General features: G+C 60.4%; 15 protein-coding genes. 3 read left to right on the top strand and 12 right to left on the bottom strand.

Annotated features, from left to right (window positions below; all coding sequences use genetic code 11):
- Positions 1-88: 88 nt before the first annotated feature.
- The gene (locus ACJO3T_RS18555) at positions 89-547 is read left to right on the top strand and encodes a MaoC family dehydratase (RefSeq protein ID WP_406965244.1); all 459 of its coding nucleotides are present in this window, start codon (positions 89-91) and stop codon (positions 545-547) included.
- A gap of 107 nt (positions 548-654) precedes the next feature.
- Here the strand turns inward: ACJO3T_RS18555 and ACJO3T_RS18550 are convergent, their stop codons facing one another.
- The 12 genes from ACJO3T_RS18550 to ACJO3T_RS18495 form a co-directional block, all read right to left on the bottom strand.
- Positions 655-1,797, bottom strand: a complete 1,143-nt coding sequence (locus ACJO3T_RS18550) for an ABC transporter substrate-binding protein (protein WP_406965242.1) — start codon at positions 1,795-1,797, stop codon at positions 655-657.
- Positions 1,798-1,876: 79 nt separating this feature from the next.
- Complete coding sequence (locus tag ACJO3T_RS18545) at positions 1,877-2,584, bottom strand: ABC transporter ATP-binding protein (protein ID WP_406965241.1); 708 nt, start codon at positions 2,582-2,584, stop codon at positions 1,877-1,879.
- A complete protein-coding gene (locus ACJO3T_RS18540) occupies positions 2,571-3,338 on the bottom strand; it encodes an ABC transporter ATP-binding protein (protein WP_406965239.1) in 768 nt (255 codons plus the stop codon). The genes ACJO3T_RS18545 and ACJO3T_RS18540 overlap by 14 nt, the downstream gene beginning before the upstream one ends.
- Positions 3,331-4,374 carry a branched-chain amino acid ABC transporter permease gene (locus ACJO3T_RS18535; protein ID WP_406965237.1) on the bottom strand — a complete coding sequence of 348 codons (1,044 nt, stop codon included), beginning with the start codon at positions 4,372-4,374 and terminating at the stop codon, positions 3,331-3,333. Before ACJO3T_RS18535 ends, ACJO3T_RS18540 begins: the two co-directional genes overlap by 8 nt.
- A 2-nt stretch (positions 4,375-4,376) precedes the next feature.
- Positions 4,377-5,240, bottom strand: coding sequence for a branched-chain amino acid ABC transporter permease (locus ACJO3T_RS18530; protein ID WP_406965235.1), 864 nt, complete (start codon positions 5,238-5,240; stop codon positions 4,377-4,379).
- A 363-nt stretch (positions 5,241-5,603) separates the two neighbouring features.
- Entirely contained in the window at positions 5,604-7,268 is a 1,665-nt protein-coding gene (locus ACJO3T_RS18525) for a long-chain fatty acid--CoA ligase (RefSeq protein ID WP_406965234.1), read from the bottom strand.
- 80 nt (positions 7,269-7,348) lie between these two features.
- The gene (surE, locus tag ACJO3T_RS18520; protein ID WP_406965232.1) at positions 7,349-8,140 is read right to left on the bottom strand and encodes a 5'/3'-nucleotidase SurE; all 792 of its coding nucleotides are present in this window, start codon (positions 8,138-8,140) and stop codon (positions 7,349-7,351) included.
- Positions 8,137-9,210, bottom strand: a complete 1,074-nt coding sequence (locus ACJO3T_RS18515; protein WP_406965231.1) for a phosphotransferase — start codon at positions 9,208-9,210, stop codon at positions 8,137-8,139. Before ACJO3T_RS18515 ends, surE begins: the two co-directional genes overlap by 4 nt.
- Before the next feature lie 7 nt (positions 9,211-9,217).
- Entirely contained in the window at positions 9,218-9,985 is a 768-nt protein-coding gene (locus ACJO3T_RS18510) for an SDR family NAD(P)-dependent oxidoreductase (RefSeq protein ID WP_406965230.1), read from the bottom strand.
- 15 nt (positions 9,986-10,000) lie between these two features.
- Positions 10,001-11,215, bottom strand: coding sequence for an acyl-CoA dehydrogenase family protein (locus ACJO3T_RS18505; RefSeq protein ID WP_406965229.1), 1,215 nt, complete (start codon positions 11,213-11,215; stop codon positions 10,001-10,003).
- Between the two features lie 36 nt (positions 11,216-11,251).
- On the bottom strand, positions 11,252-11,698 hold the full coding sequence (locus tag ACJO3T_RS18500; RefSeq protein WP_328187877.1) for a PaaI family thioesterase: 447 nt from the start codon (positions 11,696-11,698) through the stop codon (positions 11,252-11,254).
- Positions 11,698-12,486 (bottom strand): SDR family NAD(P)-dependent oxidoreductase, encoded by a 789-nt coding sequence (locus ACJO3T_RS18495; protein ID WP_406965227.1) that lies wholly within the window; start codon positions 12,484-12,486, stop codon positions 11,698-11,700. The genes ACJO3T_RS18500 and ACJO3T_RS18495 overlap by 1 nt, the downstream gene beginning before the upstream one ends.
- 271 nt (positions 12,487-12,757) lie before the next feature.
- On the opposite strand from ACJO3T_RS18495, the gene ACJO3T_RS18490 reads away from it, so the two are divergent.
- Positions 12,758-14,359, top strand: a complete 1,602-nt coding sequence (locus ACJO3T_RS18490; RefSeq protein WP_406979449.1) for a class I adenylate-forming enzyme family protein — start codon at positions 12,758-12,760, stop codon at positions 14,357-14,359.
- Positions 14,360-14,555: 196 nt separating this feature from the next.
- Positions 14,556-15,836, top strand: coding sequence for an MATE family efflux transporter (locus tag ACJO3T_RS18485; RefSeq protein WP_406979461.1), 1,281 nt, complete (start codon positions 14,556-14,558; stop codon positions 15,834-15,836).
- Positions 15,837-15,977: the final 141 nt, after the last annotated feature.

Raw genomic sequence — 15,977 nt, 5'->3', positions numbered from 1 at the left:
GGGGGCTTTTTGTTGTTGCACCAAACGCTCAGGTCCATGAGAATAGCTTACGAAACATGTTTCCGCGAAACGAAACCAGGAGATAACAATGACAAGTATTGCACTCGAAGAACTGCCGAATTTCAAAGGTCAGGTGGTGGGCCAGAGCCCCTGGAAACACATCAGCCAGGACATGATCCAGGCCTTCGCCGACGCTACCGGTGACCACCAGTGGATTCACGTGGACGTTGAACGGGCCAAAAAGGAGGCGCCCTGGGGAGCCCCGGTTGCCCACGGTTTCCTGACCCTGTCGCTGATTCCCCAGCTTAACCAGCAGGCCATGACAGTGACAGGCCCCGCCGCCACCATCAACTACGGTATGAATAAGGTCCGCCTGCCATCCGCCGTGAAATCAGGCTCTGATATCCGCTCCACCGTGGAACTGGTGAGCGTTGAGGAGGTGGATGAAAAGCGGGTGCTGGCCACCTACAAGACGGTGATCGAGATCAAGGGCGAGGAGAAGCCGGCGGTTGTCGCCGAGAATCTGGCCATGTACGTCAAACCGTAAGGATCCGTCGGGAACAGGCATCGCCCGGCTGTCATTACCTGGCGAGCAGACACTAAAAAAGGGGGCCGAAGCCCCCTTTTTTCATGAGTGGTTGCTGATCGCAGCGATCAGAATTCCACTTCCACGATCTCGCCGTCCTTGACCACGGACATGGTCGGGACAACAACGAAACCGCCTTTCTCGTCGATTTCCTGGACGTCGTACGGGTTCTTGCTGGCGTCCATTGTCTGGATCACTTCGTCCATGGCGCCACGAATGGTCGTCGGGTCCGTGGAATCCGTTTCATCCATGGTTTCCACCAGGGCGTGCAGTGCCAGGTAGTTGTAAGCCGCCTCGGAGCCCGGAGTCTTGCCGTACTTCTCTTCGTAACGCTTGACGAAGTCCTGGGCAGCTTCCGACTGGTCCGCGGACAGCGGCGGCACACCCACGGTGTTGTTCAGCGGCTCAAGGCCACCGACCACGTTGGCGGCCTCGTCAATCTTCGCCTGGTCCATCATGATGAAGGCACCCTCGTAGCCAAGCTGACGGGCCTGCTGGATAACCAGACCGGTCGGCTCGGAAGCGCCACCCACAAACATGACATCCGGCTTGTCGGAAATCAGACGGCTTACGCCGGTGAAGAAGTCCGCGGACTTGTTGTAGTCCATCGGATTCTGGGCAACCACTTCGCCACCCTTGGCGGTCCAGGCTTTCTCAACCATGGTGGCCCAGATCTTGGCGTACTCGTGAGTCGCGCCACCCATGGCCAGCTTGGTGCCAAAGTTCTCCAGGGCATAGTCGGTGAACGCGTTCACGTAGCCGTCGAAGGTCGGCGGGATACGCAGGGTCAGCGGGTTACCCTGTTCGGTGACAGTCGGCACACTGGTGTAGGCCATCACGAGGAAGTCGTCCTCGACGTTGAAGTCCATCAGTGCAAAGATGCCGCCGGAATGCGGGATGAAGATAGCCGGAACGTTTGATTCCTGCTTCAGACGCTTGGCGTTGGTCGCCGCCTGTGCCGGAGAATACTGATCATCCAGGGCAACGATGTTGACGGTGTGGTTTTCACCGTCGATATCGAATCCGCCATTGGCGTTGATCTCTTCGGCCGCCATGCGCAGGCCGGAAAGTACGTTTTCACCGTACAGGGCGGCGCCGCCGGAGAGCGGGCCAGAGAAGCCAATGTTCACTTCCTCGGCCATAACGGCGGAGGACATACCCATTGTGGTTGCTACAGCAACTGCCAGTCCAAGTTTCTTCGCTGTTTTCATTGTTTTCTCCTGGTTTTGTTTCGCCTTTGTTTCACAGGCGTTTTGTCAGGGTTGTTGTACAAGCGAGTTTTGGGGCCTATCAGGCCCCGATGTATGCTTTGCGCACTTCCTCGTTACCCAGCATCGTTTCACGGTCGCCGTCCATAACGAGCTGGCCGTTTTCCATAACGTATGCATATGTGGCAATTTTAAGTGCCGCAAAGGCATTCTGTTCAGCCAGCAGCACCGTGGTGCCGAGGCTGTTGATCTGCTGGATGGTTTCGAACATCTGCTTGACCACCAGCGGCGCCAGACCCAGCGAGGGCTCATCCAGCATCAGCAGACGGGGGCGGCTCATCATGGCTCGGCCGATGGCCACCATCTGCTGCTGGCCACCGGACAGGGAACCGGCCGGCTCATGGGACTTTTCACTCAGGATCGGGAAGAGTTCCAGCACCTCGTTGAGGCGTTTACGGTTGCCTTCCTTGTCCCTGCGGTGGACATAGGCACCCAGCATCAGGTTGTCGTGGACACTCATCTGCGGGAACAGCTGGCGGCCTTCGGCACACTGCACCACCCCCGCATTCACCACCGCACTCGCCTTCATACCGTTGAGGATCTTGTCCTCGAACTCGATGTTGCCGGCTGACGGTTTGATCAGGCCACTGATGGCATTGAACAGTGTGGACTTACCGGCACCATTGGCGCCCAACAGCACCACCAGGCCGCCGGTATCGACGGTCATATTGATGTTGTTCAGGGCCTTGAAGCTACCGTAGTGGACGTCGACATTCTTAAGCTGCAGCATCAGCATCACTCCCCAGGTAGGCTTCGATAACCACCGGATTGTTCTTCACTTCGTCCGGTGTGCCTTCGGCAATCTTTTCACCGTGATCCAGCACCATGATCTTGTCGGCAATGCCCATGATCATATCCATCTTGTGCTCGATCAGGCACACGGTCAGCCCGTGTTTAACCATTTTCTGCATCAGTTGCGCCAGACCTTCGGTTTCCTCGGGGTTAACCCCCGCCGCCGGCTCATCCAGCAGGACAATCTTCGGGTCTGTCGCCAGGGCCAGGGCAAACGCCACACGCTTGCGTTCTTCCTGGGTACAGTCGGCGATATAGCGGTTTTCGGCATGGTTCAGGCCGACGAAGTCCAGCGCGTCCCGCGCCTTTTCCCGGGCGGCTTTCTCTTCCGCCTGCAGGCGCTTCGAATTGACCAGCACATCCCACAGACCGGACCGGGTCCGCAGCCGGTAACCTACGATCAGGTTATCCAGAACCGTTGCCGTTTCAAACAGGTTGGTGCTCTGGAAGGTACGCCCAACACCCAATCTGGCGACATTGTCACACCGCATCGTGGTGACATCGGTACCGTCCAGCAGGATTCTGCCGGATGTCGGCTGGTGTACCCCTGAAATCAGGTTAAAGAAGGTACTCTTGCCGGCCCCGTTGGGGCCGATGATCGCGTTGATCTGGTTGGCACCGAAGTCCACGGATACATCGTTAACCGCAGCCAGACCGCCAAACATCTTGGTGAGGTGTTCTACCTTAAGCATTGTTGTTTACCTCCTGGCCGGTGGCTTTTACCTTGCTTTCCGTCTGCGTCTTCTTCGGCCCCAGGCCCAGGGCCTGGGCCTTGCGATGCATCCAGGTGAGGAAAGAACCGCAGATACCCAGCGGGAAGAAGATCACCAGGATCACCAGCAACGGACCAAAGATGAGCATCCGATAGGCCTCAAGGAACTGAAGTGACTCGGTAATCCAGGTAACACCCAGCGTACCGACCAGAGGCCCGAACAGCGTACCGATGCCGCCCACGAGCATATACATGATCATGTTGAAGGTCTGCAGGACGTTCGCTTCTTCCGGCCCTACAACACGGATCATACCTGCATACAGCCCGCCAGCCAGGCCGGCATAAGTGGTCGAAATCACAAAGGCCAGAATCTTGGTCTTCATCAGGTTGATACCCAGGGACTGGGCCAGGTCGTCACCATTGCGGATCGCGATAAAGGTGCGGCCCACCAGGGATTTCTGGATACGGGAGGTAAACCAGATGATGAAGGTCATGAAGAAAAGCACCAGGTAATACATCGCGTTGGTGTCGCGGAAATTCACGATCCCGAAACCATCGGGTTCAGAGATATTCCGGACGCCTATCACCCCATGGGTCAGCCAGTCCCACTTCTCGAGCAGCAGGTAGATGATAAAACCAACGCACAGGGTGAAGATGGCAAAGTAGTGCTCCTTCAGTCGCAGCGATACCGCCCCGACGAGCAAACCCAGCACGCCGGTGACGACCAGCGCAGCGGCCAGCGCTGGCCAGTAGTTCCAGCCGGCATCGACAGTAAGTAGCGCCACCGTGTAGGCACCAATGGCGTAAAAACCACCGTGGGCCAGGTTAAGCTGACCACAAAAACCGGTAATTACGTTAAAGCCATAGACAGCGATGATGATGATGAAGGCTTTCGCCATCACCTGAACCTGGTACTCATTTTCCGCACCGGCGAGCAGGGGGAAGATCAATGCCAGGGCCAGCAGCACGAACTTGCTGGCCGGGTGCATGATAAGGGCTCCGAGTTTAAACATCATGATCAGTGTGCCCCCTTAGCAAACAAACCTTGTGGACGAACAGACAGAATAATGACCAGCAAACTGAAGGCGATCACGTCCTTGTAGGAATCGGAGACGTAGAAACCGCCCAGCGCTTCCGCCATGCCGATAATCATACCCCCGACGATGGCGCCCGGAATGCTGCCCATGCCGCCGAGGATAATGATCACGAAGGCTTTCATGATGACGATGTGGCCCATCATCGGGCTTACCAGGGTCATCGGGGCAAAGAGCGTTGCGGCAACTGCGGCGAGAATCCCGGAGATGGCAAATGTCATCATGGCCACCCGGTTGGCATCGATACCGACGAGGAATGCCCCTTCACGGTTCTGTGCCATCGCAATGATTGTGGCACCCACCATGGTCTTACGCAGGAAGATCGTCAGAGCGGTAACCAGCACGGCGGCTGCAATGATAATGACGATCGCCTGTTCGCGCATGAATACGCCGCCAATGTTGACCACGCCGGGGAAAGGCGTTTGCATCCGGACTGGCTGGGAACCCCAGATCGCATGTACAGCGGCTTCAAGGAAGAGCAGGATACCGATGGCGGCGATCTTGTCATGGATCGGTGGGGCATGCCTCAGGGGATGGAAGACCAGGCGTTCACACAGGATTGCTATAACAGCAACGACCACAGCGGCGCCGCCCATAGCGACCCAGTAATTAAAGCCCAGATCCTGCATCACATAGAAGGATATGAATGCCCCTACCATGTAGAGCGCACCATGTGCGAAGTTCGGGATGTGGAGAATCCCGTAAACAAGGGTCAGACCGAGCGCTACGAGGCCGTAGACACTACCTAGGGTCAACCCGTTAAAAACCTGTTGGAGAAATATAGTCAAACCGGCCCCTCCCGTGGCGACGTTGTTTTTGTAGAGTTGCCGTTACCGCAACTGTCATTGATGTTATTGGGTTTTGTTTTCCGCTTTATTGATTTTCTTTTTTAGACGTATTGGCAGAATGCCTCACGCCGATGCACAAGAGTACACTGCACGCATATACTGTCAATAGACAGAATGCGATTTCGCTATGCGAACCTAATTGGTATTTTCAATGATGAAAATGAAATTCTGGCAGGTTCTCGAATCGCTCCATGATAGGCGCAGATCCGATATCGGGTCAGGCACCCCACCAGCCATGCTGGCCGGTGGGGTGGTCATCGATGTGTCGTCTGGCTGACATGCTGACCAGACGAGGCACTCACATCAGCCCTGCTTCTTCCACTCCTCATCCTGCAGGGCTCGCCACATAAGCTTGCCGGTGGGGGATTTCGGCAGCTCATCAACAAACTCCACAACGGAGGGGACCTTGTAGGCGGCCATTTGTTCCCGACACCAGGCGATAATGTCTTCCTCGCTGGTGCTGCCGTCCCCGTCCGGCGCCAGCACCACCACCGCCTTGACGGTTTCGCCGCGCTTCTCGTGAGGCGTGGAGATAATGCAGACCTCGTGGATGGCGGGATGCTGGTACATCATGCTTTCCACTTCCGACGGCCAGACCTTGAAGCCGGAGGCGTTGATCATCCGCTTGACCCGGTCAACCATGTAGAAGTACCCGTCCTCATCGTAGTAGGCCAGGTCTCCGGTGCGGAAGAACGGTTTGCCATCGATCTCGACAAAGGCGGCTTCGGTTTCCGCCGGCCGGTTCCAGTAACCCACGGTCACCTGGGGTCCGTTGGAGACGATCTCGCCCACTTCGCCCGGCCCCTTCTCTTCCAGGGTTTCCACATCAATGATGCGGGAGTCCACATCAAACACCGGGATACCCAGGCACTGGGCCCTGGGGTTGTTGGGCGGATTGATGTGGGTCGCAGCCATGGTTTCGGACAGGCCGTAGCCCTCGACATAGTCCAGGCCGGTCAGCTTCTTCAGCTTGCCTGCGACGGCCTCCGGCATGGCCGCGCCGCCACCGCCGATGGTCACCAGCGAGCTGATATCGTACTTCTCCAGCTCCGGGTTGGAGAGGAAATCCACCGCCATGGTGACGATGTTGGTCCAGCCGGTGACCCTGTAACGCTCGATCAGCCTGCCGGCCACTTCGCGGTCCCAACGGGTCATGATCACCATGGTGGAACCGGAGTAGATCGGGCTGTTCATGGAACCGGTCATACCGGTCACATGGAAGAACGGCAGGGTGCACAGTTGTACCGAGTCGGTATTGCTGATGTTCCAGAACGCCCGGTGGACAGCGGTGGCCATGGGCCCCCGATGGACGTGCATGCACCCCTTGGGCTGACCGGTGGTGCCGGAACTGTAGGGGATAACGGCCAGGTCATCCGGCCCGGCGGTATGCCGGCCAGGCTCGTGTCCGGCATTCAGGGCATCTTCCCAGGACAGCAGCCCGGGGCCATCCAGGGGTTTGGGGTCGGCCGCCACCTCGGCGGGCAGTGCCAGGTCGGTGGGTTCGCGCACGTAGGTGCCATAAGCAGCCACCACCACCCGCTCCAGGTAGGTCTTGCCCACCAGCGGCGCGATAAAGCCCGCCAGTTCCATACCCGCCAGGCACACCGTGGCCTTGGTATCGGAGATGTAGTGTTCCAGTTCCGAAGCCCGGTTCATGGGGTTGACCGGAATCACCACGGCATCGGCACGCAGGATAGCGTAGTAGCCAATGACATACTGGGGAGAGTTCTGCATGTACAGGAGCACCCGGTCACCCTTGCTGACCCCGTTCTCCTGTAGCCAGCCGGCCAGGGACTCCACCTCGTCCAGCAGTTCCTGGTAGGTGATCTTGGTATCGTAATAGATGATGGCGGTATGGTCCGGATACCGCAGCGCCGAAATCTCCAGGTTGGTAAACAGACTGGTTTGCGGCAGGGTCATGGTCTTGGGCAGCTCTCTGGGCCAGACCTTGTGGTGTCTTGTAAACATTCGGTACTCTCCCGTTAAATCACTTGCAGACTGCAACCGCCCGGCGGGCCGGTTACCGGCCAACCCAGAGGGCGGTTCTGTCATGTTTTCCGCAGGGGAACGGTGGCCTGGTTACCGGGCAGCCGATGCTCCCCCCGCAATGGCGATGCCGACACGCCCCGACGCCTCAGTACCGCTACGTCGGCATCATCCGGCACCTGGTGATCGGTATGCCGGTCAAAACCCAGCCACCAGTATGACAGGCCACGGCTGTCCTGCCCCGGCAGCAGTCGCGGCCGGGCAATGGACCCGGCCGACTGCGCGGCATACTCCATGGCTCCCACCTGATCCACGGAACAGGCGGGGAAATTCACGTTCCAGCAGCACTTGCTCTCGGTCGCAGTGGGCCACAGGGCACGAATGGCCGCCTCACCCAACTCGGTAACCGGTGACCAGTCGATCTCGTCACGGTTCAGGAAGGCCTGACTCAGGGCAATAGCGGGAATACCCAGGTGCTCAGCGCTCAACACGGCACCGACGGTGCCGGAATACTGTACCGAGTCGCCAATATTGCCCCCGGCATTGATGCCCGACAGCACCAGGTCCGGCGGTGTCTCGCCGAACCATTCCGCCAGGGCATAGAGCACGCAGTCGGCGGGTGTACCGGACACGGCGTAATGCCGCTCACCATGGTGGTATACCCGCAACGGATCGTGCAGGGAAATACTCTGGCCCGCGCCGCTGCGATCATGCTCCGGCGCGACGATCCAGACTTCCTCCGCCAGACGGCGGGCAATGTCCACCAGGATCTTCAGCCCCGGGGCGGCCACGCCGTCATCGTTGGTAATCAGGATGCGGCGGACCATGGGGTCCGCTGCGGTCGGCTGGCTCATACACTGATTCCCTTACTGCCCTTCTGGGCCACGGACCAGCCGGCTTCCGCCAGGATGCTGGCACGCTTGCCCACTTCCAGGGCATCGGCGTTGCTGGCGTTGCCCGCCAGCGCCCGGGCATAGACCCCCTGCACGATCGCCGCCAGGCGGAACAGGGAGAAGGACACGAACACGTGCCAGTCGTCGATGCTGTCGCGGCCGGACGCCTTGCAGTAGCGCTCGATGGTTTCCTGCTCGGTGGGGATGCCGATCTCGCCGAGATCTTCACCCACAACGCCGCGCATGCCTTCGAACCCGGAACTCAGGTGGTAGGGCAGGCAGTAATAGGCCAGGTCCGCCAGCGGGTGGCCCAGCGTAGACAGTTCCCAGTCCAGGATGGCAATCACTTCCGGTTTGTCCGGGGCCAGCATCAGGTTGCCCAGGCGATAGTCACCATGGGCGATGGCGCACTCGTCATTCCTGGGCAGGTTTTCCGGCAGCCACTTCATCAGGTTGTCCATGGCCGGCATATCGTCGGTCTTGGAGGCCTCATACTGCTTGGACCAGCGGGCCACCTGACGGGCAACATAGCCTTCCGGGCGACCGAAATCCCCCAGGCCGACCTTGTTCACGTCCACCGCATGCATCTTCGCCATGGTGTCGATGGCCGCCTCATGGACCGGGCGACGTTCCGCCTTGTCCAGGTCCGGCAGGGCCGGGTGGCTCAGCACACGGCCTTCCATAAAGTCCATGACGTAGAACGGCGTACCGATCAGGTCGCTGTCCTCGCACAGTACCCGGGCCTTGGGCACGGGCACGTCGGTGTTGTCGGACAGGGCGCGGATCACCTTGTACTCCCGCTCCACCATATGGGCGGAGGGCAGGGTCTTTCCGGGCGGCTTCTTGCGCAGCACGTAGCGGTTGCCACCAGAGGTCAGCATGAAGGTGGGGTTGGACTGCCCACCCTGGAACTGCTTGACCTGCAGGTCGTCACCAAAATCGGGAATTTCCTTCTGCAGCCACGTCAGCAGGGCTGCCTCATCAAACCGGTGCGCGTCGAGGACGTCTACCAGGTTAGGTCCAGTACTCATAGTAACCTCAGCTAATGGTTTCGCCGCCGTCCGCCACAATCACCTGACCGGTGATGTAGGCGCTGGCCTTGGTGGACAGGAACACCGCCAGACCGGCGATGTCCACCGGGTCGCCGATGCGACGCAGCGGAGTCTTCTCTTCGGCACGCTTGATCCGCACCGGGTCTTCCCACAGGGCCTTGGCGAAGTCGGTCTTCACGATGCCCGGGGCGATACTGTTGATGCGGATGCCCTTCGGCCCCCACTCCACCGCCAGGTTGCGGGCCAGGGCCGCTTCCGCCGCCTTGGACACGCCATAGGTGCCGATGGTGGTATTGCCGCGGATGCCGGCAATGGAGGACAGCAGTACCACGGCCCCCTCGCCACGCTCGGCCATACCCGGCAGCACCATGTTGGCGAGCCAGAAGGTACCCTTGACGTTGGTTTCCATGATCTTGTCCCAGGCCTCGTCGGTCATCTCGGCCGTGGTGCCATACACCGGGTTAGTGGCGGCATTGCACACCAGTACGTCGATCTTGCCCCAGGCTTCGATGGTCTTGTCCACCAGGTTCTGGAGCTGGTCCTTCTTGCCCACATGGCAGGGGATGGCAATGGCTTCAAAGCCTTCCGCCTTCAGCTCACCGGCCACCTGCTCACAGACGTCGGCCTTGCGGCTGGAAATCACCACCCTGGCGCCCTGGCGGGCCATTTCCTCGGCGATGGACCGGCCGATGCCCTTGGTGGACCCGGTGATCAGGGCCACCTTGCCGGTCATATCAAACAATGAATCGCTCATGTTTCGGCTCCTGGCTCAGTGGGTACGCGGGTAGTTCTTCAGTTCCAGCTTGGCGATGGAATCCAGGTGAACCTCGTCCGGACCATCGGCCAGGCGCAGGGTACGCACGCTGGCGTATGCTGCGGCCAGGAAGGTATCCTGGCTGACGCCGGCACCACCGTGAACCTGGATGGCACGATCCAGTACCTTCAGGGCCATGCTCGGGGCAATCACCTTGATCATGGCGATTTCCTGACGGGCCACCTTGTTCCCCACGGTGTCCATCATATGCGCGGCCTTCAGGGTCATCAGGCGGGCCTGCTCAATCTCGAGACGGGAGCGGGCGATATCCTTGCGGATGGAGTCAAATTCCACCAGCGGGCGACCGAAGGCTTCACGGGCATTGGCACGTTCGCACATGGCCTCAAGGGCACGCTCGGCGACCCCGATGGTGCGCATGCAGTGGTGGATACGGCCCGGCCCAAGGCGACCCTGGGCAATCTCGAAACCACGGCCTTCACCCAGCAGGATGTTCGACGCCGGCACCCGCACATTGTTGTAGTGCACCTCGGCGTGGCCGTGGGGGGCGTGGTCGTAACCGAATACGGTCAGCGGGCGCACCATTTCCACACCCGGGGCGTCCAGCGGCACCAGGATCATGGACTGCTGCTTGTGCTTCTCGGCGGTGGGATCGGTCTTGCCCATGACGATGGCAATCTTGGTGGTGGTGGTCATGGCACCGGAGGACCACCACTTCTTGCCGTTGATCACGTACTCATCGCCCTCGCGGCGAATCTCGGTACCGATGTTGGTGGCGTCCGATGAAGCCACGTCCGGCTCCGTCATGGAGAAGCAGGAACGGATCTCACCTTCCAGCAGCGGCTTGAGCCACTTCTCTTTATGTTCCTCGGAACCGTAACGCTCAATGGTTTCCATGTTGCCGGTATCCGGCGCGGAGCAGTTGAACACTTCCGGCGCCATGTGGGAACGGCCCATGATCTCGCACAGGTGGGCGTATTCCAGGTTGGTCAGGCCGGCGCCACGCTCGCTTTCCGGCAGGAACAGGTTCCACAGGCCGGCGCTCTTGGCCTTGGCCTTGAGTTCTTCCATGATCGGGGTCGGCGCCCAGCGGTTCTCGGCGTTGTCGATCTGCTCGTGGTGCTTGTGCTCGTTCGGATAGATGTACTGATCCATGAACTCCAGGAGTTCTTTCTGCAGCTTTTTCGCTCGCTCAGACGGTTCGTACAACATCGTTGTGCCTCTCTTTTATTGGTTGCAGGGACGCCTTCAGATGGGAACGCCCTCGGGGTTCTCGCTGCCGGATCGAATCCTGAACGTACCTTCGGCAATGGCAAGCAGGTTGCCCTTGTCATCGTGGATCTCGCCGGTGCTGTTGAAGATTCTGGTACCGCCGGCACGCTTGATGCCAGTGGCGGTAATGGTGCCACCAGAACACTGGCCGGTAAACGTGGTAGTCAGAGTCAGGGTGATGGCCTTGCGCATGCGACCAGGGTACGGGCAGTAGGTGCCGGCCTCAGCCAGCACGATATCGAGCAGGGACGAGAGTACGCCCCCATGGATCACCCCGCCCAGGTTCAGGTGTCTGGGCTCCAGGTCCAGCGCAATAACAGCCTTGTCCTCTTCCCAGGACACCTGTCGATACCCCAGCAGGTTGTGAAAACCGGGCAGATCCTTGCCACCGCTGATGTGGAGGTTCTGTTGTGCTTCACTCATTACACTTTCATTCCAGGCATGTTCAGTGAGGCGGTATTACCGCCATCCACGGGCAGGGCCTGCCCGGTGATGTAGCTGGCGTCGTCGGACGCCAGGAAACAGATGGCCGCCGCCAGTTCTTCCGGCTTGCCGTAGCGGCGCAGTTCACAGCGGGTGCCCAGCTTGTGCTCTTTTTCATTGGCACGGGCGTAATCGAACACGGCCTTGGTCATGCCGGTTTCCACCAGTCCCGGGCAGACGGCGTTCACGCGGACATTGAAGCCACCCAGATCACAGGCCGCGGTCTGGGTCAGGTTGATCACGCCGGCCTTGGACGCGCTGTAGGGGTTGCCGCCAGCGCCGGAACGGATGCCGGCCACGGAAGCGGTATTGACGATGGCACCCTGCTGGCGCGCCTGCATATGGGGCGCCACGTGCTTGATCATCAGCATGGCGCCGATCAGGTTAACACCCAGGATCTTCTCCCAGTCCGCTTTCTCGTTCTCGGTGACGGGCGGGTAGTTACCACCGGAGATACCGGCGTTGTTCACCAGGATATCGACCTGGCCGAACTGTGCCACCACCTCGGACACCAGCGTCTTGACAGCATCCTCGTCGGACACATCCAGCTTGCGTTCGATGTGGGTTGCTTCGGGGGGCATTTGCGCGGCGGTTTCCAGCAGGCCTTCCTCGGACCAGTCCGCCAGGACGACCGTGGCGCCCTCGCCGGCGAGCCTCAGGGCGGTGGCGCGACCGATACCACTGCCGGCGCCGGTGACAATGGCAACCTGCTCAGTGAAACGCATCATAGACTATGCTCCTTTAACCTTGCACGGGAGCCTGCGCGGTAACACGTTTCAGACTCTCAGGCTTTTGTCGTTGTAGGTTTTGGTGCTTATCAGCTTGATTCGGAATGCATTGTTCCGAAGGAACTGCGTGGGACAAAGCCCCGAAATTCGTTAGGGTGCTTTTCAAATGGCCAAACAGGGCGTTTAATTTGTCACGGCTTCCAGTTTTGAGTCAATATATTCGAAAATAAATTTCACTAGTCAAAACACAACAACGATTGAGGCCCCCAAAATGAGACAAACCGTTGCGGCGATGCCGAATTACGCTCCAGCGATCGACCAGGAAACCATGGACCCCATCGGCCATCACATCCAGGGATTCGCCCGTTCCCAGGGTGAAAAGCCCGCCATCACCGATGAAAATGGGACGCTTACCTGGTCCGAAATGCTGAGCCGTGCCAACCGCATCGCCAACCGCCTCCGGGAGGACGGCCTGCAGACCGGCGACACCGTGGCCGGCCTGTCCGAGAACAGCAACAACTATATGTGCCTCTACCTGGGCACGCTGATTGCCGGCGGCTGCATGGTACCCCTGTCCGGCATGGCCAGCGGCGAGGCGCTCGCGCTGATGGTGAAGGACTGCGACAGCCGCTTCCTGTTTGTCTCCGAGAAGAACCTGCCCCTGTTCAACGAGATCCGTGACGATCTTGACCGGGTGCAGCCGGCCCAACGGATCGGCCTCGACACCAGCGAGGTGGACAGCGGGCTGGACCTGGACGCCTGGCTTGGCGACACCGCCGATACCGCGAACCCGGCCGAGGTGACGCCGGACGACCCGTTCAACATCATCTACAGCTCCGGCACCACCGGGACTCCCAAAGGTATACTTCACGACTACCGCTTCCGCCAGCGGCAGTTCGACCGCCTGTCCCGGTTCGGGCTGGACGGCGACGCCATCAACCTGGTGTCCACGCCACTATACTCCAACACCACGCTGGTATCCGCCCTGCCCACCCTGTTCCACGGCGGCACCCTGGTGCTGATGGGCAAGTTCAACGCCCACCGCTTCCTGGAACTGGCGGAGGAACACCAGGTGACCCACGCCATGCTGGTGCCGGTACAGTACAGCCGTATCATGGCCGAGCCGGATTTCGACCGCTTCGACCTGTCCAGCTTCAAGCTCAAACTGTGCACCAGTGCGCCCCTGCGCTCCGACGTGATTGCCGAAGCCATGGAACGCTGGCCCGGTAACATCCGCGAAGTCTATGGCCTCACCGAGGGGGGCATCTCCACCAGCCTGGATTGCGGCGCCAACCCCACCAAGTGGGATTCCGTGGGGGTACCGACCGAGGGTTCGGAAGTCCGCATCATCGACGACCACGGCAACGAACTGCCCCAGGGTGAAATCGGTGAGATCGTCGGTCGGGCCATCTCCATGATGCGCGGCTACTATCACCGGGAACAGCAGACCAACGAGATGCTGTGGACCAGCCCCGAGGGCCTGGTGTTCTATCGCAGTGGCGATATGGGGCGTCTGGACGAGGACGGCTTCCTTTATATCCTCGACCGCCGCAAGGACATGATCATCTCCGGCGGTTTCAACATCTACGCCGTGGACCTGGAGAAGGTACTGCTGGAACACCCGGCGGTGGCGGATGTAGCCGTGATCGGCATCCCCAGCGAGCACTGGGGTGAAACCCCGCTGGGACTGGTGGTGCGCCGGGCCGGCGAAACCGCCTCCGAGGACGATATCCTGGCCTTCGCCAACGAGAAGCTGGGCAAGACCCAACGGCTGGCGGCGGTGGAATTCCGGGACGAGCTGCCCCGCTCCACCATCGGCAAGGTGCTCAAGCGGGAACTGCGGGAGCCCTACTGGGCCGACCAGAAGAAGTAGCCTTTCGCCGCCATGTCCCCGTTGAAAAGGCGACCCACCAGTGGTCGCCTCTTCCGCTATGGGCGATTGCGGACATCCACGCCCTACCAGGGCTGCTAGAATCCATCCTTTCCGACTCCAACAGCCAACGACGTAACGGAAGCCCGTGACCGACCCAGATCTGTCCAACAGCAGCCTGCCCCGCCAGCTATTCTCCATGACCTGGCCGATGCTGTTCGGGGTCCTGTCCCTGATGTCTTTCCAGTTGGCTGACAGTATCTTTATCGGCCAACTGGGCCGGGACCCCCTCGCCGCCCTGGGTTTCACCGTCCCCATGCAGCAGCTCATTACCGGCCTGCAGGTGGGCCTGGGCATTGCCACCACCGCCATTATTTCCCGTACGCTGGGGGCCGGGGACGAACAGCGGGCCGTGCGCCTGGCCGGACTGGTGGTCACCACCGGTGCCACGCTGGTGTGCCTGCTGGCGCTGGGCCTGTGGCTGCTGCGCGACACCATCATGACCCTGCTGGGGGCCGAAACGTCACTGCTGCCGATGATCCGCCTGTACTGGATGCCCTGGCTGGTGGCCGCCTGGACCGGCGCCGTGCTGTATTTCGGCTACAGCATCTGCCGCTCCCACGGTGATACCAAGCTGCCCGGGCTGATGATGATGGCCGCCAGCCTGCTGAACATCGCCCTGGATCCGCTCTATATCTTTGTCTTCGGCTGGGGGTTGCCCGGCGCGCCGCTGGCCACCATCACCTCCTTTGGCGTCGGCTGCCTGGTGATCTACCCGGCCCTGTTCCGGCGGGGCTGGATCGCCTTTGACCTGGCCCGGCTGGAACTGGGCCAGTCCATTCGCCAGCTCGGCAGCATCATGGCCCCCGCCATGGTCAGCCAGTTGATGCCGCCGGTCTCCGCCATGCTGGCCACTGCCCTGGTGGCGGGCTTCGGCTCGGCAGCGGTCGCGGCCTGGGGGCTGGGTACCCGGCTGGAGTTCTTCTCCATCGTGGTGGTGCTGGCCCTCACCATGTCCATGCCGCCCATGGTGGGACGACTGCTGGGCCAGGGCGATATTGGCACCATCCGCAAGCTGGTGCGGCTGGCGGTGCGCTTTATCGTGATCTGGCAACTGGCCATTGCCCTGCTGTGGCTGACCACCTCGGGGCTGGTGTCCGAGCTATTCACTGCCGACCGTCAGGTCAGTGATGTGCTGGGGGACTACCTGCTGCGGGTGCCGCTCAGTTACAGTGGCCTGGGGGTGTGCATGCTGATGGTGTCGGTCAACAACGCTCTGGGGCTGCCCATGCGGGCACTGCTGATCTCCACCCTGCGACTGTTCGCCTGCTACCTGCCCATGCTCTGGCTGGGCGGCCAGCTTGGCGGCCTAACCGGCCTGATGACCGGCGCCCTGGTGGGCAACCTGATGGCCGGCATCATGGCGTACCTGCTTTACCGGCGGGGGATGAAGACACTGTCAGCGGCTAATGGCGTATAGGCCCAGGGCCGAGAGGCTTTCCCTACAGAAAAACCTCCCGGCCCTATGCCTCCAGAACCTGTGCAATCCTAAGCAACTACCATGGAGGCTTGCACTATTACCCGGGGTCGAGGGGTGGGGGTGCTTTTGTGCAGGGAAACG

The organism is Marinobacter shunpengi (genome assembly GCF_045449715.1).
GTDB lineage: Bacteria > Pseudomonadota > Gammaproteobacteria > Pseudomonadales > Oleiphilaceae > Marinobacter.
Note: the sequence above shows the minus strand (reverse complement) of the source record. Positions and strands in the feature narration are given on the sequence as shown.